The organism is Mycoplana dimorpha (genome assembly GCF_003046475.1).
Lineage (GTDB): Bacteria > Pseudomonadota > Alphaproteobacteria > Rhizobiales > Rhizobiaceae > Mycoplana > Mycoplana dimorpha.
The window spans coordinates 1-19,858 of the sequence record NZ_PZZZ01000008.1 but is presented as its reverse complement, the minus strand read 5'-3'; the positions used below and the strand labels follow the sequence as shown (position 1 = coordinate 19,858).

The window sequence follows — 19,858 nt, the reverse complement described above, 5'->3', positions numbered from 1 at the left end:
CGAGGCGGCCGCTATCCTTCGCTCGAATCCTGCCCGCCTGCCTTGCTCCCCTGCGAATTGTCGATCAGCCCCCAACCCTGCCCAATGGTCGGGCGGACGAACACGATACCCTGTTGTTCATAGCAGGTCTGAAGCAGGATCGAGGCGCGCGTCCGAGCCCGGCTATCGAACACATGACTATGAAGTCGCTGCCTACGACGCGATCGCTGCCGACCGGGAGGAGTGGGTGTCGCGGCGCGCCATGATACGGCTTGCCAATCCGCCCAGGAAGAAGGGCAAGGCCCACGAGCCCGTGACGGTGTTCGATCTCAAGGGATTGGCGGTATTGATTGCCAAGCACATCAACGAGGTTCCAAAGGACGTCCGGTTTGCTGCCCTGGCGGTGATGGTTGTCAAGCCTCCGACGGCAAGCCACATTCATGCCGCGCGTCGCCTTTCGGGGAGACCTCCGATTTCCGACCAGCATGCTGCTCTGCTCGCTCCGAAACGGCAAAACGTTGTGCTTGCCGCAATCCTCAAAAGCGATCTCGGAACTCAGGAGGTCGCCACGCTCGAAGACCTGGAACATCCGGACACAGAGTTGCCGGGATACGACGAAGCGAAGCGCTGGGCTCGAGGACTACGGTCCGACGTGGCCCGATGGCGCGAAGGCAATTTGCCATGGCAGGAGGTCGCTGGTGGCGCGCTGATTTCAGGCCCGCCGGGGACAGGCAAGACGTTCTTTGCGGCCGCACTGGCGAGCGCACTGGGACTGAGGCTGATCTCCACGACCATCGGCGAATGGCAGTCGGCCGGAGCCCTCGACGACACACTGATGGCGATGAGGAGCTGTTTCGAAGATGCGAACGACGGCCGAGGGGCCGTCCTCTTCATCGACGAACTGGACAGCATCGGCAGCCGATCGAGCAAGCCCACCGGTCGCCGCGGCAACCACTATTGGCAGATCGTCCTTAACGAGTTTCTGAGCCTGTTGACGGGATTGGGTGAGGGTGTCGTGGTGATTGGCGCCACGAACTTTCTAGACTGGATCGACCCCGCGATATTGCGCGCCGGTCGGCTGCAACAACCACGTGGAGGGAAGCTAGCCGCTCGAATCCTTGGCCGAGATTGCCGAATATTTGGATGGCAAGTCTGGCGCGGCTTTGGAAAAGATCGTGCGCGATGCGCGGAAGACTGCCCGACATCAGGATCGAGGGCTGGAATACGGGATCTGAGCGCTCAGCTTCCGGAAAAGACACGCTACACACCGCAAGACTTGCTTCGGCTCGCGGTGCACGAAGCCGGTCATGCGTTGATCTCGCTTGCGGTCGGATACGCGACCAGCGCCACCATCGAAATCAAGGACTCGTTTGAGTCATCGGCTCAAGCATACCTTGGCGGGCTGATTTCATATGAATTGACGGAAGACCACGTCCCGACGGAAACGAGCCTCCTCAACCGCATGGCAGTGGGGCTGGCCGGTATGGCTGCCGAAGCGGCCGTGTTCGGTGATCGGTCGCTGGGCTCAGGCGGCACGATCGGCAGCGATATCGAGCGGGCTTCGTCTATAGCTCGGCGGTTGGTCGGCTCCTACGGTCCGGTTCGACGCCGATATTTATCGGCTCCGTTGAAGAGCTGGACGAGAAAGGATTGCCCGAAAACCTTGAGAAGGAAGTCACAGAGATAATCGCGGCGCAATATCATCGAGTCTTGGCAATGCTCACCGTCGAGCGGGATCGTCTGGCCTCCCTAGCGGCGGATGCGGTCAACCACCGCTCTGTCAGGATTGAGCGCGGGGGGACAGCGGATGCGGCCTAGCTCACATCTACGTCCCCCCTGGCAGTTTCTGAGGCGGAAATATGGATTCGGGACAAGGTTTGAACCTGTCCGCCCACGCCCTCGCGATCTCGGACTGGCGAAACAGCAAACTGGCGTGCCACACGATGAAAGGAACCCTGCAGGCATAGCCGGCGACGTCAGCCCGATCGATGAAACCGCAGACGACAATGAGACATTTGGCGAAGCGCTGTCAAAGGCGGGATTCAAGCCGGCCAAAGTCGGGCGCAGGATCGTGTCCCAAGGGAAACGCAGAGAAACTCTGAAGAGGCGGCCTTCGAAGAATACGGACTAGCTTCGGAGCGCTCCATTCCGGGTGCGAAGGATTCGTGCAGTGAGGCATGGTCTGGGTTGGTCAGATCGCTGCCTGGTCAGGCGCAGGTTCTAAGGACACAACGGATTCGCGTTCATGCTCGAACCTTGGCATCCTGCGATAAACGTTGTCAGCCAGCAACAAGTTAACGCGTTATTGGTTAGCCGGAACACGAGAGCCCAAAATATCCTTGAAACCCTCAGTAGAGTAGTGGTTGATCGCCAACTAGGGCTCGGAGGATCGGAATGTCGGATGTCGTAGAGTATGTTGTTGGCATTAACGCCGATATTGCTTCCTGTTTTACATATGCTTCGTTCCAAAATGCGATCCCGGTCATACGATCGATCAAGATTGACAATCCCACCTTACAGAACGTTGAGGACTGTCAGCTTCACCTCGCAGCGAACCCGCCGTTCATCCGCGCGAAGACCTGGACGATCGACCGCATCCTTGCTGGCGACAGCATCACGGTCACGGATCGCAAGGTCGATCTTGACGCATCCTATCTGTCGGGCCTGAACGAGGCCGAGCGCGGCGAGATCACGCTGACGCTGAGCTCCCGCGGAGCGACCTTGAGCGAGGTCCATGTCCCCGTTCGTCTTCTTGCTCGTGACGAGTGGGGCGGCGTGGACGACATGGCACAACTTCTGCCGGCCTTCGTCATGCCGAACGACCCTGCCGTCGCCCGTGTCATGAAATCCGCTGCGGATCAGCTCGCGGCACACGGTCATTCGTCAGCGTTGGACGGCTATCAGAGCGGCGACCCGAAGCGAGCATTCATGCTCAGCGCTGCCATATACTCTGCCGTCTCCGCCCTGGGGCTGCATTATGCCGAGCCGCCCGCGAGCTTCGAGCACCGTGGACAGAAGGTGCGGCGACCGACCGACATCCTCGAGCAGAAGCTGGCGACATGCCTTGATCTGACTCTGCTGCTCGCATCGACCTTGGAAGCGTCGGGTCTTCATCCCGTCATTCTGATGTTTAGCGGACATGCTGCAGTGGGCGTCTGGTTGAACCAGAGAACACTCTCCAACGCGATCGAAAGCGATCTGGAGGTGAGAAAGGCGCTTGCGCTCCGGGAGTTACTGGTGTTCGAGACTACCGGATTAACCCATCGCCCGGCCATGGTCCTCGATCATGCCCAGAAACTGATCGAGGCTCGCATGGAGGAGGGGCAGCGGGACAAGTTCGTCGCTGCGATAGATGTCAGACGTGCGCGCAGTGGAGGCGTCACCCCGCTTGCCTCCCACGAACCCATGCGACGCGCGGTCCAGGACGTCGATGATGCAAGACCGATCGCACTACCTCTGCCAGCAATGCCGGTATTCTATGCCCTCCCTGCAGACGTCGCCGAAGAGAAGCCCACTACGGCGGCGGGCAGGATCGACCGGTGGCAGAAGAAGCTTCTCGATCTCACTCTAAGAAATCGGCTTCTGAATTTTCCCGACACGCAGAAGACGATCCCCTTCCTGTGCACCGACGTACCTTATCTTGAGGACAGGCTGGCATCTGGCGCTACGATCAGGCTTATTTCTCTGCCGGAACAGAACCCCGTCGGCGAAAGGGACGAGGCACTCTTCCGGGAAACCCGCGGCGAGGATCTGCGACGCCGCTTCGCCACGGAAGCCTTGCAGCGCGACGAGCTGTCCTCGAAGTTGCACACCAAGGAATTGGATAAGCGGCTGATCGAGCTCCACCGGCAGGTCAAGAACGACTTCGCCGAGGGTGGCGCGAACACCCTGTTCCTCGCTGTCGGATTCCTGCGCTGGAAGAAGAAGCCCGAAGACCCTAGGAGCTATCGAGCTCCGCTCCTTCTCCTTCCAGTCAAGCTTGAGCGGAAGAGCGCATCGTCTCGCTTTGGTCTCCGGTTCCACGAAGACGAACCTCGTTTCAATGCCACCCTGCTGCAATTCCTCGAGCGGGACTTCGATCTGCGGCTTCCCCAGTTTTCCGGACCGTTGCCAGTCGACGAAAGCGGTGTCGACGTCCTCCGACTGTTGGCGTCCATTCGTCAGGCGGTCAGGGACGTGCCTGGAATGGAGGTCGTAGACGAAGTTGCCCTGTCCACGTTCTCCTTCGCCAAGTTCCTCATGTGGAAAGACCTTGTGGAGCGGACGGACGCCCTTCGTCAGAACCGCGTGGTAAAGCACCTCATCGATACGCCAGAGCAGACGTTCGCCGATGGGGAGATGACCTTTGCAGAAGAGCGGGAGATCGATCGCCGGTTCGACCCGAAGGATATCATCTGCCTCCTGCCTGCCGACTCCTCGCAGATCGCGGCGAGCTTGGCCGCCGCGGAGGGGCGGGACTTCGTCGTCGTCGGGCCGCCGGGCACGGGCAAGAGCCAGACCATCGCCAACATGATCGCCAACTGCCTGGCGATCGGAAAGACGGTCCTTTTCGTTGCCGAGAAGACTGCCGCGCTCGACGTCGTATATCGGCGGCTGCGCGAGCATGGTCTTGGCGATTACTGCCTGGAACTGCATTCAAGCAAGGCGGATCGCAAGAGTTTCGTCTCTCAACTGAAGCAGGCGTGGCAGGCTTCCACTCGTTCCGACGATCGCGAATGGATACAGGTCAACGAGCGATTCCGCCTGCGTCGCGACGAACTCAACAGCTACGTGGACAGCCTTCACAAACGGCATCCCAACGGGCTCACCGCCTATAAGGCGATCGGTGTCGCCTCGAAGGAGGCAATGCAGCATTCGCCGAAGTTCTGGTTCGCATCGACGGATGCGCACGATGAGCATACCTACAATAACTTGGCTATGCTCGCGGCCGAACTCGGTCGGGTCTACGGCGCTGTTCAGCGTCAGCCGTCCCTTGACCTCGTGGACAAGGCGGAATGGTCGTCCGGCTGGCAGGAGCAGCTACTGTCTTTCGCCTCATCGATAAGCCAGCGGATCGACCGGCTGCAGCAGGCATACCGCGCGTTTATGCGCGAACTCGGTGTGACGGAAGAAGCGTTGCCAGGCTTTGATAGCGTTCAGAGGCTGGCGGACTTCGCCGAAAGCCTTGCGGCGACAGCCGGGACGGACGTCAGCGTCGCTTTCGATAGAGAGTTCGGTCAGCTCCAGCACGCGCTTGACGAGCTACGCGGTGCAATTTCGGAATACCGTTCGGCAGAGCGGGGGCTTGCTGCACCATTCGCCCGCGAGACGCTTGACGCAATACCAATCGAGCAGTTGGAGAACGACTGGCGCGAGCGTCGGCATCGATCTGGCCGAAAAGCTGGCTAGGAAAGCGTCGCGTTAAGAAGCTTCTGCAGTCATATGCAGAGGCAGGGACTCCCGATCCCGAGCGTGACTTCGCAATCCTGAAACGGATGAGACAGCAGTCGGCTGCTATTCAAGGTAACGCGCTGGCAGGTAAGAGGGCGGGCTTCGACGGACTTAAGACTGACCTCGGCTTGGTCGAGCGGCGCCTTTCGGGCGCTCAGCGGGTCAGGGACAGTCTCTCCAGGCTAGGCAAGGTGATGGAAGAGGTGAGGGTGATCGTACAGGCGATTGCGCCGGCTCTGATATCCGCATCTCCGGACGCCTCCGTCCGTATTGCCGCGCGAGACTTTATCGATGCCTTTGCGCAGTTCGTGCAGACGAAGCAGGACTTTTCGTCCGTGGCCGGAACAGACGTGGCCACACTGTACCCGCAGGAACTCTTTTCCACCCTTCCTCGGCGACTGGCAGAACTGTCAGGGGCACGCCAGATGCTGCGCGACTGGGTTGCGTGGTGCCGTGTCCGGCAGGAGGCGATCGCGAAGGGTCTCGTCGGGCTGGTCGAAGACATCGAAAGCGGGGCCGTGGCGGGCCCGGACACCGAGGCGGCTTTCCATCTCGGATATGCGAGATGGTGGCTGCCGCTGGCGATCGACGCCGATCCTGTCCTCAGAGAATTCCGTCGGTTCCAGCACGAACACGCGATCGAAGATTTCCGGCAGGTCGACGACCTTGTCAGGAAAGCCGCTGCTGGCAAGGTCGCGTCGGTTCTTGCGCACGGTCTGCCGCCCATCCAAGGCGTGCCGCGCCAGTCCGAGCTCGGCTTGCTCCGGCACCAGATGGAGCTACAGCGGCCGAGCCGCTCAATCCGGGAGATGATCGGCGGGATGCCCAGCAGCCTCTCGAAGCTCGCGCCCTGCATGCTCATGTCGCCGCTGTCGATCGCGCAATACCTTCCACCCGATCAGGCTCTCTTCGATGTCGTGATCTTCGACGAAGCTTCGCAGATCACGACTTGGGACGCCGTCGGCGCGATCGCGCGCGGGCGGCAGACAATCATCGTCGGCGATCCCAAGCAGTTGCCGCCGACGAACTTCTTCGGACGCAACGAGGACGATGAGGAGGTCGAGGAGCACGAGCGCGATCTCGAAAGCATCCTCGACGAAGCGAAGACGGCCGGCATCCCGGTACGCGACTTGCGCTGGCACTACCGCAGCCGCAATGAATCCCTCGTCGCTTTCTCCAACCACTACTATTACCAGAACAGACTGATCACCTTCCCGTCTCCGCAGGTTGAGGATCGGGCAGTAAGCCTCCGCCCTGTGCTGAGCGGCGTCTATGATCGTGGTAAGAGCCGGACGAACAAGGTCGAAGCGCGAGCGGTGGCCGACGAAGCCGTGAAGCGGATGCGGTCCTGGTTGAAGCTGCCTGAGGGCGATCGCCCGACCATCGGAGTCATCACCTTCAACGCCCTGCAGCAGTCGCTTATCCAGGACTTCCTCGACGAAGCCAGGCGCGACATCCCCGAACTCGAATGGTTCTTTGCCGACGACCGGATCGAGCCGACGATCGTGAAGAACCTCGAAAATGTCCAAGGCGACGAACGTGACACTATCTTGTTTTCGATCACCTTCACTGAAGACGCTGCCGGCAAGCGGACAATGGATTTCGGCGCCCTCAACCGCGATGGCGGTGAGAGACGCTTGAACGTTGCCGTGACCCGCGCACGCCAGGAACTGCTGGTGTTCTCCGGCTTTCGTGCAGACCAGATCGACGTCGGCGGGACAAAGGCGGTCGGAGTACACCACCTCAAGGCCTTCCTCGACTTTGCTGAGCGGGGAGCGATCGCTCTTCCCGCACAGGATCAGGGATCGGTAGGCGGACTTGAGTCGCCTTTCGAAGAGGCCGTTGCGGAAGATCTGTCCAAGCGCGGGTGGCACGTCGTGCCGCAGGTCGGCATTTCGGGCTTCCGCATCGACATCGGGATCAAGCATCCGGACAAGGCTGGCGCCTATCTCGCTGGCGTCGAATGCGATGGCGCGACATACCACAGCTCGGCGACGGCTCGGGACCGTGACAAGGTGCGGGAGCAGGTCCTGCGCGGACTGGGCTGGAACATCGTTCGTGTCTGGTCAACCGACTGGTGGTTCGACCGCCAAGGTGCGGCCGAGCGAATGCATCAGTCGCTATCCGTTCTGTTAGAAGAAAGCCGGTCTGCGCCGGAAGCTGTCATGGACGAAGCTGTCGATCAGGAGTCTATCGTAATCGATGTGGAATCTTTCGTTCATGAGGACGAGCAGCCGGCCCTTGTGGAGGAAGAGGTGCCGATCGAAGCCGGTGATCACTTGACGGGTGCGGCTGCGGTTGATCCTGTGATGTCTATGGAGAGCGAAGTCGCTCTTCGGGCCGACGGATCTGCGTACCGTATGGCCGACCTCAGCACATTTAAGGTCGATCCGGACAGCTTCTTCGAGTTATCCTATCGTCCTACCCTCAAGGCAATGATCGAGGCGGTCATCGAAGCTGAGGCACCAATGCGGGAAGATGTGCTCGCACAGCGAATTGCCCGTGCTCACGGGTGGCTTCGAACAGGATCGCGAATTCGCGAACGCATTTCCCTTCACCTGAAAGAACTTGACAGAACCGAAGAGTCGAGCGGCTCCTCTGGAAGAAGGGGACAGTAGCTGAAGTTCATCCATATCGCGCCGGCGAAGGAGAAGTGCGTCGATCCATCTCCGATACACCTCTTTCAGAACTGGCAGCGATCGTAATCGCGAACCGGGGACTTCTCGACGAGTCCGATCCGGCGTTGTCGATAGCCAGAGTGATCGGCGTCGAACGGCTGGCGGCGACCTCGCGCGCTCGCTTGGAGGAAGCGATTGAGAAAGCTAGGGCTCACAGCACTGCGGAAGCCTAGAGACCCTCGAAAGGCTTCGTACCAGTTCTTCTGGCTGGCAGCAGGATCTGCCTAGTCGGCTAGATATGAAAGCTCATTGGTCGCCTCGGGCAAAGGCCGAGGCTGCGGAATGAAGGCCGATTGATTGATGTCCGCTTAGCAAGGTCTTCCGCCTGCACCAGACAGCGGCATGTCCGTCTGCAACGCGCGATATCGGCCATTCGCGGGCCGATCGATGGTGTTGGAAGCAGCCCGGATGTTCGATCAAGGCACACCGATAATCCGGGAGGCGGCCGCATGTAAATTGTTCTGTTCGGAAATGATCGGACGGGTAGCGGAGCATGCTGCCCAAGTTCATGGCGGCGCCGGTTACATGAGGAATATTCCGTCGAGCATCTCTATCCCGACGTACGTCTCTTCAGGCTTTACGAAGGCACCTCGCAGATCCAGCAGATCATCATCGGCCGTGAGATGACCAGGAACTAAACTCGCTCCGCGCGCGCTCTGCATAACATAACCCGCCGCTTTTCGTCGCTAAGATCAAGGTCGCGGATCTGCAGTCACTGCGCGACGCGTTGGAGGAAATGGAGGTCGCCAAGCGTGCAATGGGCGAGCTCTAGGCTGACGCGAAGTTGCTGTCGCGCCGCCCGTCCGCCGGGACACGGCTTTCGAAGGATTCGTGGAGGGCTAGAGGGCCAAGCCGAAGATGATTGTCAGCGACAACGGCAGCGAGTTCACCAGCAACGCGATCTTGCAATGGACGGACCGGACCACGGTTCGATTGGCACTACATCGCGCCTGGCAAACCGATCCAGAACGCGTTCATCGAAAGCTTCAATGGGCGGCTGCGGAACTCTTGAACGAAACGCTCTTCTCGTCACTGACCCATGCACGCTCAGCGCTTTCAAACTGGCGCAGCGATTACAACGATCACCGACCGTGCCTCGGCTGGCTGACACCTGCCGAATTCGCTCTGACCATCAACCCGCGACGTGATGCGGTGCTGCGCAGCCGAAATGGCTCCGCACCGCAACCCGCCGCTACCGCCCCAAGCACAGCAACCCAAAACCGCTGGAGCGAACTCACTAAGGTTTATGGGGGGTGATCGCCTGCCTCCCCGAGGCCACCAACCAGCATGCTTGGGTTCTTCCCCGGTCGAGGAACTCGAATCCCTCGTTCTGGCCCGCGAGGCTTGGCCACAATCCGATGGCGTTGCGACGATTGGCAATATCGGCGGCGCTCAGAAACGGCGCGCCACCGAATCCGCTCGACTTACAACCCATACACGCGCATGTTGGGGGATGAAAAACGCTCTCACCATTACGTGGTGGTTGTCCATCCTGACCCTAATCGGGGTTTTATGCTTTATGATTTTTGTGGTGTTGGGTAACATGCACTGGTGATACCACCGCCACCTAGATGTCCAGCATATTCCTGCGGTTCAGGTCTTTAGCGTTTAGGACGGCGCAGTACGTGGTCGCCTCGGCAAGCGTGAGGTTCACCAAATTCCAGCTTGAAGGTTTCGCCGGGTCGCCTGTGAAAACGTCATAGACCGTCCATGACTGACCTGCCTCGCAACGAACCGCATATCTCATCGTATGGGCCGCCATAGCCATCTCCATGAAGGATGGCGACGGGTGTCCTCGGCATCGATCTAACGAAGTCTAGCAGCGTTGCAAGACGCCAACAATGCCACGCGCGCAACAAAGAAGGCGGTGTGAAAAACGCACCGACCTTCCTCACCAATCGCTATTCCACCCATTGCTAGGACATCCGTGCTTAAAGTCAGACTGCGATTGCGGCATTCGCGAGTGCGGAAGCGTTCCCACCGCTCATCAGCGATACCGATGGCATTCGTATTGGTGTAAGCATTCGGCCAATAACGTGGAAACTATGATTTCGGCTGGGGTCGATGTCGTTTATCTTTGCCGAGACGATCAGCGAATACGTGGATGCGCTTCCACCGCGCTGCTATCCGGGGCGAGCCGCACGAGGCAAAGAAGCTGGATGCGGTGGCTTAGCGCCTTCCAGGGAGACCCTGTATCGCGTACCGGTGCAAAGGGATGCGGGGTCAACGATGTTCCGGTTGAGGATCGCGGCCACCCCTTTGGCATCCGTCTCTGAAAGTCCTATCACCGGAAGAAAGCCAGGTGCCGCGGTGACGCCGGAACGAGTGTCGAAGACAGTCCAGGTACCGTCCTGGGCGAGGCGAAGCGCAAACGGGGAAGCGTCCACCCCGCCGATCACTTGGTCGAGTCCTTCATGGTTCCGGTCATGAAGCGGCGAAGCACGGACTTTGACGCCTGGTGGAGAGGGCCTGTCAAAGGCATCAGCCTGGCTGTGACGTATCCCGCCTTCGCAAGCATTTCTCGAATGATACGGATGTCACTTGTTCGAAAATCAACATGTTGAACATTGGAGGACATCGTGTCCTCCTTTCGCCATGGGGCTAGGGTGTGAAGACCCTGAAGCAGCAGCGCCCTGATAATTGGCTGCTGAAGAAATCACATTGAACGCAACTTCGTGCACTAGCAAGCAACCGATAGAAGACGGTGCGATTGGGCGTTCGACCCGCAGCCGACGATGGTATGACGGAGCTTTGACCTTGACGCGCTTGCCGAAAGGCAACTTTGGTCAGCCCATGCTCTTCAATGAAGGCAGCCGTTTGCGCCTGGCAAGCCGCAATTGGGATGGAAGGAACAACAGGTGAGACATCGTCGAATAATCGTTGTCAAGTGCGATCATAGGTGAAGGATGTCAGCAGTGTGGTAACGAAATTACTCGCTTTTTCTTTGACAAGCACTTCCGTCCATTCATCTGTCCCGCGCAGACGCAGATCGGTGTGAATGCTGTCCACCGCAGCCTCTTCGATGCGTTTGATGTTGGCCAAAAAGGCGGCTTCTCCCTCCCCGTGATACATGTCGCGGATGACCATTCGCAGTATTTCCTGAATCGCAATCTGCCACGCTGTGTTGATCGCTTGTAGTTCACCGGTATGCTCTGCCATGACAGGTTCCTTTTCGGTGTGACGAGGGAATACGCCGCGCTTTTGGCTTCGGGCTGAAACAAGAGCGCTAGAGACCGCGTCTGCGCATCAGGCCACGTCGTCGCAGATCTGATGGCCCGCTCCAAGGCCAGGTGAACAAGGCCATGAGTTCGCCACCCATGCCCGAAAGCGGGGCGCTAGGCTCGTCTGGCCTTACGGTTCGCATAACGCCGATCGCGCTCCGCCTTTCGAGCGGCCTCGTCTTCGAGCACCAGTGCTATGCGGTTCCTTTCCGCTGTCTCGCGCGCTTCGGTATCTGCCCGCACTGCAGCATCGGCGGCTGTCAGCTGCTCCGCGGCCTCGGTCGCTCGGCGGTCAGCTTCGCTACGCTTCACCCGTTCGCGTTCCACGCGCCGCTCTTCCCTGGCAGCAGCTACAGCCATCCGTTCCGCTTGCCTCGCCAATCTGTCTGCCTCGCCGGCGATTTTCGCGTTGCGGTAAGCGTTCAAGAGAGCAGTTCTTGCCGCCGCGGCGGCAGTCCGGCGATCGGAATGGTCGGTGTTTCTGGCGTTCTTCAAATCTTCTTCAAATGGCGTCGCAAAAATTCAGTCTCTCTTGGCCCGCTTAGCGAGTAGCGAGGCCGTCGCTGCCTCACGGTCCTTTGACGCTTTTGCGAGGCGGGCTTCGCGAAGCCGCACGGTCTTGGCCTCGCGAGCCTGCATGAGGGAATCAAGTTCTTCAGCGGCGCTGTTGCGACCAAAAAATTGCGATTGAGCATTGGCGAAGGCGATCTCCGCCTGCTGCCGAGATTTGCTGTGGGTTTGTGACATGGTCATTTCCGGACTGGGCGCCGCAGGCTTCTGCGGCAGCAAAAAAGGCCAGGCAAGCTGCCTGACCTCGCTGGTATCATGCTCTCGACAGTGCCAGTACATCCGTGGTCAACGGAGAGCCGATACCGGTAAGACTTAGGCGGCCTGCAGGTTGCAAGCTGACATCTTGCCCGACTTGTTGTCGCGCTCAAGGTCGTAGCCGATCTTCTGGCCTTCTACGAGGTCGCGCATTCCGGCGCGCTCGACAGCAGAGATGTGGACGAACGCGTCAGCGCCGCCATTGTCAGGCTGGATAAAACCGAAGCCCTTGGTGGAATTGAACCATTTAACTGTGCCGGTGGTCATGATGAACCCTTTCATAGCAATAGAAGGTCCACAACGCTTGCAGCGCTGCGGAATGCGATAGCGATTTTTGAAAGAAAGGTTCGTTCAGGGCGCGCTGCCAGATGCGCGATAACCAAAGCTAAGCAAGCAAATATCGACATTCGGTATATAGGCTGTCTCGATGGGAGTGTCAACTTTTAGTTTTCGGGCGGTCAATAGCCTCAATATCTGGTTGCAATTTCACAGCCTTCCTACAATCGAACCGGCTGTACTTCATAGAGCGCACTTAGTGTCGCGCTTGGTGAACTCAGTCCTAACTCGCCGGAACAGGCTTCAGACCGCCAGGTGCCGTGCGCCTGGTCGCTAAACGGGCATTGGGGTCCGGCGTGTCCGCGATGTTGGCGAGGCCGTGGGCAAGCCAGGCCTGCGGGTCGATGTCGTTGAGCTTGGCACTCATGATCACCGTCGCAATGAAGGCGGCCCGATCAGCACCACGATCCGATGCGGGTGCTATGCGGTCATCGGTGGGTCGCGGCTCCACCCACAGAAAATCGCATGGCTATCCGCAGTCCGTCAAAAAACGAGTCCATTGTGCGATGCAGCAACCATTCTTGCGCAGGTGCGTTAGGAGATGTCAGCAGCGCGTTGGCCATTGCAACACGAGGATACTCTGAAATGAGAAATCTATCGGACACCATTGCTCGCCTTGCCGCACTCAAAGCTGCGTACGGTCAGACGGATCACCGTTCCACCCGTGACCGTCTCAAGGACATGGAGATAGCAGCATCCAATCCCGGAGCCCTAAGAGCGAGGACATTCATTCCAGAAAATCTCGTTTCGGGCGCGCCGCTCGTAGTTGTCTTGCACGGCTGCACGCAAAGCGCGGCAGCGTACGATAACGGCTCCGGATGGTCGGTTCTGGCTGAGCGATATGGATTTGCCCTTCTTTTTCCCGAACAGCAGCGGGCGAACAATCCCAATCTATGCTTCAACTGGTTTTTGCCGGGCGATGCAAAACGCGATGCAGGGGAAGCCCTTTCGATCCACCAGATGATCGAGACCATGGTGAACGCTTACGGATTGGACCGAAGCCGCATTTTCATAGTCGGACTTTCTGCGGGTGGTGCGATGTCATCAGTAATGTTGGCCAGCTATCCCGATGTCTTTGCTGGCGGTGCCATCATCGCCGGATTGCCCTATGGCAGCGCGACGACAATGCCCGAAGCATTCGATCGAATGCGTGGCCAGGGTGGTCCGAGCGAAATGGACCTGCAGAAACTTGTTCGCAGTGCATCGCCCCATCAAGGAAACTGGCCTACCATTTCCGTTTGGCACGGCACTGCCGACAGCATCGTCGACATATCGAATATGGAGACCATTGTCCGGCAATGGGCAGGACTTCACGGTGTCAAGACAACAGACTACGTCAGCGAGAGTGAACAGAGATATCTGCGCAAAGTCTGGCATGGCGCGGACGGGCGGGAACTCATCGAATCCTACACAATCCATGGCATGGGCCATGGTACGCCTTTGGCAACGGGCGGTCCGGACGGTTACGGCAAGCCAGGCCCCTACATGCTGGAAACCGGCATATCTTCCACATTACAGATCGCAACGTTTTGGGGCCTTGTAGACGTCGCGCATCGTCGTCGGGACGATACAGCAGACGCGCGGTCCGAAGATTACATCCACACGGGCGAAATTCTCATGCCCGGAGCGCTCACCGATGGAAATGACACGGATCGGTCAGATCGTCATCAGCATGGGACGGCTAACGCGCAGCAGGGCGCTGGGGTCCAGAAAATCATCGAAGACGCGCTCCGCGCAGCAGGGCTGATGAAATGAGCCAACGCTTCGTCAACAATCAATGCGTCTCGCCGCCAGGCAACACACTCAGGTGATATATAGCAAGCTGTCTTGAGAGGGTGACCGAATCCATGCAAGGTTTTTGATACTCCGGTGCTATGATAATTTTCTGGCCCGCAATAATGCGGACTCGATCATTGACGATCGGACAAGGTCATGGACATCCCCGCATGGATTAAACCCGCTCTAACCGGTGCGGCTGTTGGCGCTTTTGCCATGGTAGTTTTTGGATTTTCTTGGGGAGGATGGGTGACCAGCGGTACGGCACGTAATATTTCCGCCTCGGATGTATCATCCGGCGTCGCTCTCGCCTTGACGCCTTACTGCGTTGAGAGGTCAAAAAGCGATCCTGCGGCAGCCAACGTGTTAGCGCAGATCAAGGCAGCCTCGATCTACGGGCGTCGCTCTATCGTTGAGAAGTCCGGCTGGGCTACCCCGCTTGGGACGGATCAACCAAACTCCGCGCTGGCCTCGGCCTGTGGCGATGAGCTGGTCAAGCCTCTCTGAACTCTCTGGCTATGAGGGTGCGTAAGGTTCAATTCGTGGCCGTGGCATTTTCACGGCCATGAGGAAGCTTGTTAGGTCCTCCAATGCAAGGCCTCGTGTTAACAGCTCCGTTGTATGGATCACGCCGACACTGTCCCGACGCGATCGCGGTGCCCCGCTGCAAACTGCCTCACATTTTTGTGGCCTCACCTCGCGACAGGGGGGCAAAACAGGGGGCAAACCGGTGATGGGCTGTCACACCCGCACGTCCGAATGAAACCTGCACGCGCTTGCGTTTGGTGCGGTCGAAGCGCATCCTTCAGTTGTCGGTAGCAATGTTACGGGCGCTACTGTTAGAGGGCTGATTACCCTGGCCCCAATCAAAGGAGGACATCATGTCTTCCGACCCCAGATACGCTTCCATCTCGCCTTCTGAAATGAAAATGGTCCAGTCTGTTTTGGACGACGCCGGCTATGACGCCAATGTTCTCGCCGAAGATCAATCGCTTTTCAACGCCGCCGCATTGCTCGTGATGAACCTGTTTATGGCCGGGGAGACATCCCCGTATGCACTCGCGGCGCAGTTGGAACGCAATTTCGGCAAGGCGACGACAACAAAACTGCCCTACAAATCGCCGCTTCCGCGCTATGCCATCCAAGGTCTGCCACACAATCTGAGCAGAGCTGGCATCAAGACGCCGAGGCTCCCTGACGAGTTAGACGTACAAACTTGGGAAAACGAAGGCGGAGCGGTGAGCATGAGCGCCCAACGCACTTTTCCGATCGCGATCAAGAGCGTCGGGACCGTCAAGGAGACCGGCGATGTCTAGCCGATTGCTGATGTCTTCTTTGCTGGTGCTGTTTGTTATCATTGCGGTTTGGGCCTTGCGCCCGGAACAAGGCAGGTACGAACAGCCAAATCCAACGACGTTGGGTCAACCCACGTCAACGCGATAAAATGGGGCGGGTCGATAGCGCAAATGATCGAAAGAACGACAGAGACTCAAATAACATTCGAACATCCGTTTGTCTTGGATGGCCTTGTCGCGCCTTTGCAAGCCGGGACTTATCGCCTCGTCGTTGACGAGGAGCTTATCGAAGGTCTGAGCTTCTCCGCCTACAGGCGGGTAGGCACTCATCTGGAGATACCCGCGATCTCCGCTGTGACCGCCACCCGTCAGTTTTTGCAGGTAACCGCAGCGGAGATCGAGAGCGCCCTTCTAAGGGACGCAGGAGTATCGACCGGCAATCCAGCGCACTAGGGTGTTAGCGTTCATCTCGACCTGCTGCCCTGTTTCGCGGGGAATGCCTATATACGGCCATGCTATCTGCTGAACCAAAACACCAACTTTGCCTGTCCTGCTGGGGCTGTTCGGCCTCATCGGTCGACCGCAGCGAAGGGACAGCAAGGGTCGTTGTCGGGGATTCAACGTTGTAGCGATGCGCTGCGCATAATCGACATGAGACGATGATGCTGGCGCTCGAAAGCATCGGGTTCGCGCGATCACGATCCACAGATCTGAACGACCACCGACAAGGTCATCGACATCCAGCCGAACACCACTTTGCTGCGGGTGTGCTGAACGAGACACACCTGCTGAAGGATGCCGACTTCGCGCGTCTCGTTACTGTTCACGGCGCGGCATGCAAAATTTATCGGGTGTAGTTCTATGGTGTATAATCACGGTCGGATCGACAGATCACCCTCGTTTCGCGGTCACGAATTCATGGACACGCACCTTCCTCTCTGGCAGCGACTGATCATAACCGTGGTAACGATGTTAGCGGCCAGCTACGTGATTGGCCTTATCTGGCAGTCAGTATTTGCCGGATCTATTCCGAGCTATGTGGCGGGCGTCATCGGTGGCCTCGCTGCGCTCCCCATCTGGGACTTGCTCAAGCGTATTGGCCCGTCGTCAAAATGACAATGCTGTCGGCGACGCAGCAGCCGAGCGCGTAGACCATTCTCTCGCATGGAGCCGTTCGGCACGATGCAGGCCACAGGAAGCCCTCGGCCAAAACCTCGTTTCACGCGCGGCGCGAACCATAGGTGCGGTCGCTGCTCTTGAAGCTCCCATTGATAGCGTCTAGCAGCACCTCGTGATGCTGGGAGCGAGCGCTAGCGCTGCGGTTGAGCCAGGCGTAGAAGCCTGAGCGGGACACATCCAACGCACTTGCTTCAGTTGCCCATGGCAGGAAAGGCATGCTGCGGATCAGCGCTCAAGCTACTCGCGGCTGAACTTTCTCTGCGTTCCCACTTTCCAGCTTCATTGAACACCTTATCTCGCTGCCCACAAGAGCGGCAGCAGGCCACGGATCGCCGCCCCGCTTGCGGAGACGATAAGATTAGATCAAACTCTCTCGGCTTGGTTGGGGATGGCGCTATGATCAAGCGGAGTTTTCCGACCGGTACGATCGGTCCGAACGATCTTGCGTTGCTGCAAGACGTTCTCGAGGAGGTTCTTTCGAGCAACCACATCGCACTGCACTCGGACACTGCAGACGATATTGCCAGCCGCTTGATCGAGCTTTACCAATCGGGCATCGGCGACCGGGCTGAACTGCTCGCAAGGATGAAACCCCTGGAGTGAGACTAGGAAGCCCGCCGGAACATTCCGGCGCGGTCGTTGTTGTGCGGGTTTCGACGACGCAAAGTCCGAGGCAATGCCACAATATTTTTTCGGCATCAGCGACAATGACGGATCGCAATCGCCCGGCGATGCTCTCAGCCTCTCAGATGATAGCGTCGCCATTCAGCGGGCGAGCAAGACCTTGGCTGCAATGGCCGTAAACGGCCTGCCCAAGGATGCTGCTCATCCGCTTGCTGTCCGAGTTTATGGCCCCGGTCAGGACCTGATCGCTGAACTGCGCCTCGAATACAGTGTTGATATCTATTGGTCCCGTTGCAAGAATCCTCCGACGAGCGGCTGGCTTCACTGATCTACTCAGGGCTGCATCTGGCGCAGTCTTGAGGGGCGTCAGTCGGGGCGTGATCTCCACCGAGCCCAGCATTGGCACAAAACAGCTACTCAGACAAATTTAGCTGCCAATGACAGCACCCGCGAGAGCTGGGCTGCATGTCATATGCTGGCCAGTTGACCGCGGTGTGATCGGACACCGGCAGGGGCAGCACTCAGATAAACTGCCGCCCCGCAGGTTATCGAGCCATCAATTGCTGCCTTTGGGCGGGTTGGACACTGCTTCCCCGACACGCTCAAGGTTGAAGCTGCCGGGAACTGCGGCGCGAATTCACGTTGACATCATTCACGATTCGCCACGCAAAGCCAGTTTCCCTGCGCATGCGGCCGAGCGGGACCGTCATCTTCGGCTTCCTCCAGAAAAGCAAGTGCCGATGAGCCGGATGTGATGGCAAGCCCGCACGCTGGCGCGCCTTGGGCGGTTGAATATCGGGGTGGACAGCATCATATTATTGGCCGCCCTCGTCGAGCGCCGTCGGGGCTTTGGTTTCTTCCGGTGACCTTGGGAGGAGATCATGCGTAGCGGGAACTTCATTCAAAAGCGCCAGAAGCTCAAAGCGATCAACCGCATCGTCAATGCCATTAGCAGCAACGGTTGGTTTGAACACCCCCAGGCCAATCGGGCCTGGCTGCGCGACTATCTATCGACGTTGTACGATCGTGGCCTAGTGCTACATGACGAACTGGTAGCATGCGGGATAGCAGCGGCCCGGCACCGCTTCTCCCGGCACGGGGACGATATCCGGACGAAAAATGGCGTGTTCGGCCCGGAGGACATTGCCCTGATGAGCTCCATATTCTGTCTGGCCAACCAGAATCCGACACTAGCCAAAGACAGCGAGGAAGCCCAACAGATGGCGCGCCGCGTGATGCGGCTCTACGAAGCGGGATGCCAGGATCCCGATAGTGCGCTGCGGCTGCTGAAGAGTATTTAGTGTTCGGGGTCGCGATGTACGCGCTATTCTGAATTGGAGACCGCCACTGCGGAGGTCGTCGGTTCGAATCCGCTCGGCATCGCGGCTCAGGCCACAGTCGCTCCGTAGCCTTAGTGGCAGTGAATGGCGGGCGTGTTCCCGCCGGGACACAGGAGGGGCCACCCTGCAAGATGGCTTCAGCCGTCGGAAGCACGCCCATATTCCGAACTATGCCGAGAAGAAGGGTTCCCGAACTGGTGAAAAAGCGTCGTGGAAGGGCGAAGCTCCATGCTGATCACGTCCTCTAATTCGAGGGCGCCCGTAGCGGAACCATCGTCAACCCCAGCGTCTGACTGAGGCCTTTCCTAGTGCGCTAGCTTCCTCTGGGGATGAAGTGCGTCCTGTGCTGAACGATTCTGACATCGCCTCAAAGCCCGCTGCTTGGCGCGGGAACTGGCGAGAAGACCGGATTCCGGCGACTGCAAACCTCGTTGACGCTGATGCCGTGATAACCCTCCGGAGGGGATTCGAACTGCAACTACCTGAATCGACACACACTGTGTAGGTCCGCGTTCTATGGTCTCTAGAAGCAGACCGTCCTCTCTCGGCCCCTGAGCCGACCGACGGCCCCTGATCATCCGCCACATACATGCGATCCACGAGGTCACAAGCGCGAGGGTCAAAGTGAGCAACGATGGCATTTTCCGGCGCGTGCGTTGATATAGGTGGCAGATGTTTCGGCGCCGCATCCGCTGGTGCACGATCAAAGGATTCGCACCCGAGTTCTTGAAGGGATTCATCCTCGAATCCATCAATTGTTGACAATGGGACAGGACTTGCAGAGTCCTCGGACCAGTCGAACTGGAATCCTCGCCCGGTTCGAAGGCCAACGGCACGAAGGTGTCACGACCGGACGTCTGCCGCTCTCTTTGCCAGTCTGCTCTCCACTCGCGGGGGAAGGCGGCAGCCCGGCAATAGGACCCGTCGTAACTGAGGCTGAGCAGATCAGCATGGAGCTGTTTGAGAGTGCGCTTCTGCTTGCGGGGCTTATTGGCTTCCGTCCGCAGTCGGGCCGATAGCCGGTCCGCGAAAGGATCGAGTTTGCTCGGCCTGTCTGGGACCTTGAACTGTAAGCGCTGGTTTTCCCCCACCTTCCGGATCAGCGTGTGATTGTTGATGTTGTTGCCGAACGAGGCTTCGACATATGACGATTACAGGGTTTACGCATGGCACCA

General features: G+C 58.6%; 14 protein-coding genes and 6 pseudogenes. 13 read left to right on the top strand and 7 right to left on the bottom strand.

Annotated elements, in window-relative coordinates; all coding sequences use genetic code 11:
* The first annotated feature begins 226 nt into the window (after window positions 1–226).
* From C7449_RS17815 to C7449_RS17800, 4 genes and pseudogenes are all read left to right on the top strand, one after another.
* Complete coding sequence (locus C7449_RS17815) at window positions 227–1,666, top strand: AAA family ATPase (protein WP_146165102.1); 1,440 nt, start codon at window positions 227–229, stop codon at window positions 1,664–1,666.
* Window positions 1,667–2,373: 707 nt separating this feature from the next.
* A pseudogene (locus C7449_RS22480) lies at window positions 2,374–8,260 on the top strand (DUF3320 domain-containing protein).
* Window positions 8,261–8,459: 199 nt separating this feature from the next.
* Window positions 8,460–8,725: pseudogene (locus C7449_RS22185) on the top strand (acyl-CoA dehydrogenase family protein); the annotation flags it as partial.
* A 205-nt stretch (window positions 8,726–8,930) separates the two neighbouring features.
* Window positions 8,931–9,344, top strand: a pseudogene (locus C7449_RS17800) (integrase core domain-containing protein); the annotation flags it as partial.
* Window positions 9,345–10,970: 1,626 nt separating this feature from the next.
* Here the strand turns inward: C7449_RS17800 and C7449_RS17785 are convergent.
* The 5 genes and pseudogenes from C7449_RS17785 to C7449_RS22180 form a co-directional block, all read right to left on the bottom strand.
* Window positions 10,971–11,246 carry a hypothetical protein gene (locus C7449_RS17785; RefSeq protein ID WP_108004255.1) on the bottom strand — a complete coding sequence of 92 codons (276 nt, stop codon included), beginning with the start codon at window positions 11,244–11,246 and terminating at the stop codon, window positions 10,971–10,973.
* A 176-nt stretch (window positions 11,247–11,422) separates the two neighbouring features.
* Complete coding sequence (locus tag C7449_RS17780) at window positions 11,423–11,803, bottom strand: DUF6481 family protein (protein WP_108004254.1); 381 nt, start codon at window positions 11,801–11,803, stop codon at window positions 11,423–11,425.
* A gap of 27 nt (window positions 11,804–11,830) precedes the next feature.
* A complete protein-coding gene (locus C7449_RS17775; protein WP_108004253.1) occupies window positions 11,831–12,055 on the bottom strand; it encodes a hypothetical protein in 225 nt (74 codons plus the stop codon).
* 135 nt (window positions 12,056–12,190) lie between these two features.
* Window positions 12,191–12,400, bottom strand: coding sequence for a cold-shock protein (locus C7449_RS17770; protein WP_108004451.1), 210 nt, complete (start codon window positions 12,398–12,400; stop codon window positions 12,191–12,193).
* Window positions 12,401–12,692: 292 nt separating this feature from the next.
* Window positions 12,693–12,881 (bottom strand): annotated as a pseudogene (locus C7449_RS22180) (transposase domain-containing protein); the annotation flags it as partial.
* Between the two features lie 173 nt (window positions 12,882–13,054).
* Here C7449_RS22180 and C7449_RS17760 point away from each other — a divergent pair.
* The 6 genes from C7449_RS17760 (at window position 13,055) to C7449_RS17740 (ending at window position 16,656) form a co-directional block, all read left to right on the top strand.
* Window positions 13,055–14,224: an extracellular catalytic domain type 1 short-chain-length polyhydroxyalkanoate depolymerase gene (locus C7449_RS17760; protein WP_108004252.1), complete on the top strand. Its 1,170-nt coding sequence runs from the start codon at window positions 13,055–13,057 to the stop codon at window positions 14,222–14,224.
* A 177-nt stretch (window positions 14,225–14,401) separates the two neighbouring features.
* Window positions 14,402–14,752 carry a hypothetical protein gene (locus C7449_RS17755; protein ID WP_108004251.1) on the top strand — a complete coding sequence of 117 codons (351 nt, stop codon included), beginning with the start codon at window positions 14,402–14,404 and terminating at the stop codon, window positions 14,750–14,752.
* Between the two features lie 374 nt (window positions 14,753–15,126).
* A complete protein-coding gene (locus C7449_RS22175) occupies window positions 15,127–15,561 on the top strand; it encodes a hypothetical protein (protein WP_245414437.1) in 435 nt (144 codons plus the stop codon).
* Between the two features lie 150 nt (window positions 15,562–15,711).
* Window positions 15,712–15,993, top strand: coding sequence for a hypothetical protein (locus C7449_RS22170; protein WP_108004250.1), 282 nt, complete (start codon window positions 15,712–15,714; stop codon window positions 15,991–15,993).
* Between the two features lie 209 nt (window positions 15,994–16,202).
* Entirely contained in the window at window positions 16,203–16,397 is a 195-nt protein-coding gene (locus C7449_RS21840; RefSeq protein WP_170115934.1) for a hypothetical protein, read from the top strand.
* A 61-nt stretch (window positions 16,398–16,458) separates the two neighbouring features.
* Window positions 16,459–16,656, top strand: coding sequence for a hypothetical protein (locus C7449_RS17740; protein ID WP_108004450.1), 198 nt, complete (start codon window positions 16,459–16,461; stop codon window positions 16,654–16,656).
* An 11-nt stretch (window positions 16,657–16,667) separates the two neighbouring features.
* Here the strand turns inward: C7449_RS17740 and C7449_RS17735 are convergent.
* Window positions 16,668–16,924 (bottom strand): annotated as a pseudogene (locus tag C7449_RS17735) (IS3 family transposase); the annotation flags it as partial.
* A 191-nt stretch (window positions 16,925–17,115) separates the two neighbouring features.
* Between C7449_RS17735 and C7449_RS17730 the strand changes: the two are divergent.
* The 3 genes from C7449_RS17730 (at window position 17,116) to C7449_RS17720 (ending at window position 18,644) form a co-directional block, all read left to right on the top strand.
* Entirely contained in the window at window positions 17,116–17,322 is a 207-nt protein-coding gene (locus C7449_RS17730; RefSeq protein WP_108004249.1) for a hypothetical protein, read from the top strand.
* 73 nt (window positions 17,323–17,395) lie between these two features.
* Entirely contained in the window at window positions 17,396–17,671 is a 276-nt protein-coding gene (locus C7449_RS21615; RefSeq protein WP_146165101.1) for a hypothetical protein, read from the top strand.
* A gap of 553 nt (window positions 17,672–18,224) precedes the next feature.
* On the top strand, window positions 18,225–18,644 hold the full coding sequence (locus C7449_RS17720; protein WP_108004247.1) for a hypothetical protein: 420 nt from the start codon (window positions 18,225–18,227) through the stop codon (window positions 18,642–18,644).
* 816 nt (window positions 18,645–19,460) lie between these two features.
* Here C7449_RS17720 and C7449_RS22165 read toward each other — a convergent pair.
* Window positions 19,461–19,750: pseudogene (locus tag C7449_RS22165) on the bottom strand (IS21 family transposase); the annotation flags it as partial.
* Window positions 19,751–19,858: the final 108 nt, after the last annotated feature.

Coding starts and splice junctions, on each gene's coding strand:
- C7449_RS17785 (WP_108004255.1), bottom strand. CDS start 11,246: ATGGCAGAGCATACCGGTGAACTACAAGCGATCAACACAGCGTGGCAG.
- C7449_RS17775 (WP_108004253.1), bottom strand. CDS start 12,055: ATGTCACAAACCCACAGCAAATCTCGGCAGCAGGCGGAGATCGCCTTC.
- C7449_RS17770 (WP_108004451.1), bottom strand. CDS start 12,400: ATGACCACCGGCACAGTTAAATGGTTCAATTCCACCAAGGGCTTCGGT.
- C7449_RS17760 (WP_108004252.1), top strand. CDS start 13,055: ATGAGAAATCTATCGGACACCATTGCTCGCCTTGCCGCACTCAAAGCT.
- C7449_RS17755 (WP_108004251.1), top strand. CDS start 14,402: ATGGACATCCCCGCATGGATTAAACCCGCTCTAACCGGTGCGGCTGTT.
- C7449_RS22175 (WP_245414437.1), top strand. CDS start 15,127: ATGTCTTCCGACCCCAGATACGCTTCCATCTCGCCTTCTGAAATGAAA.
- C7449_RS22170 (WP_108004250.1), top strand. CDS start 15,712: ATGATCGAAAGAACGACAGAGACTCAAATAACATTCGAACATCCGTTT.
- C7449_RS21840 (WP_170115934.1), top strand. CDS start 16,203: ATGCTGGCGCTCGAAAGCATCGGGTTCGCGCGATCACGATCCACAGAT.
- C7449_RS17740 (WP_108004450.1), top strand. CDS start 16,459: ATGGACACGCACCTTCCTCTCTGGCAGCGACTGATCATAACCGTGGTA.
- C7449_RS17730 (WP_108004249.1), top strand. CDS start 17,116: ATGATCAAGCGGAGTTTTCCGACCGGTACGATCGGTCCGAACGATCTT.
- C7449_RS21615 (WP_146165101.1), top strand. CDS start 17,396: ATGCCACAATATTTTTTCGGCATCAGCGACAATGACGGATCGCAATCG.
- C7449_RS17720 (WP_108004247.1), top strand. CDS start 18,225: ATGCGTAGCGGGAACTTCATTCAAAAGCGCCAGAAGCTCAAAGCGATC.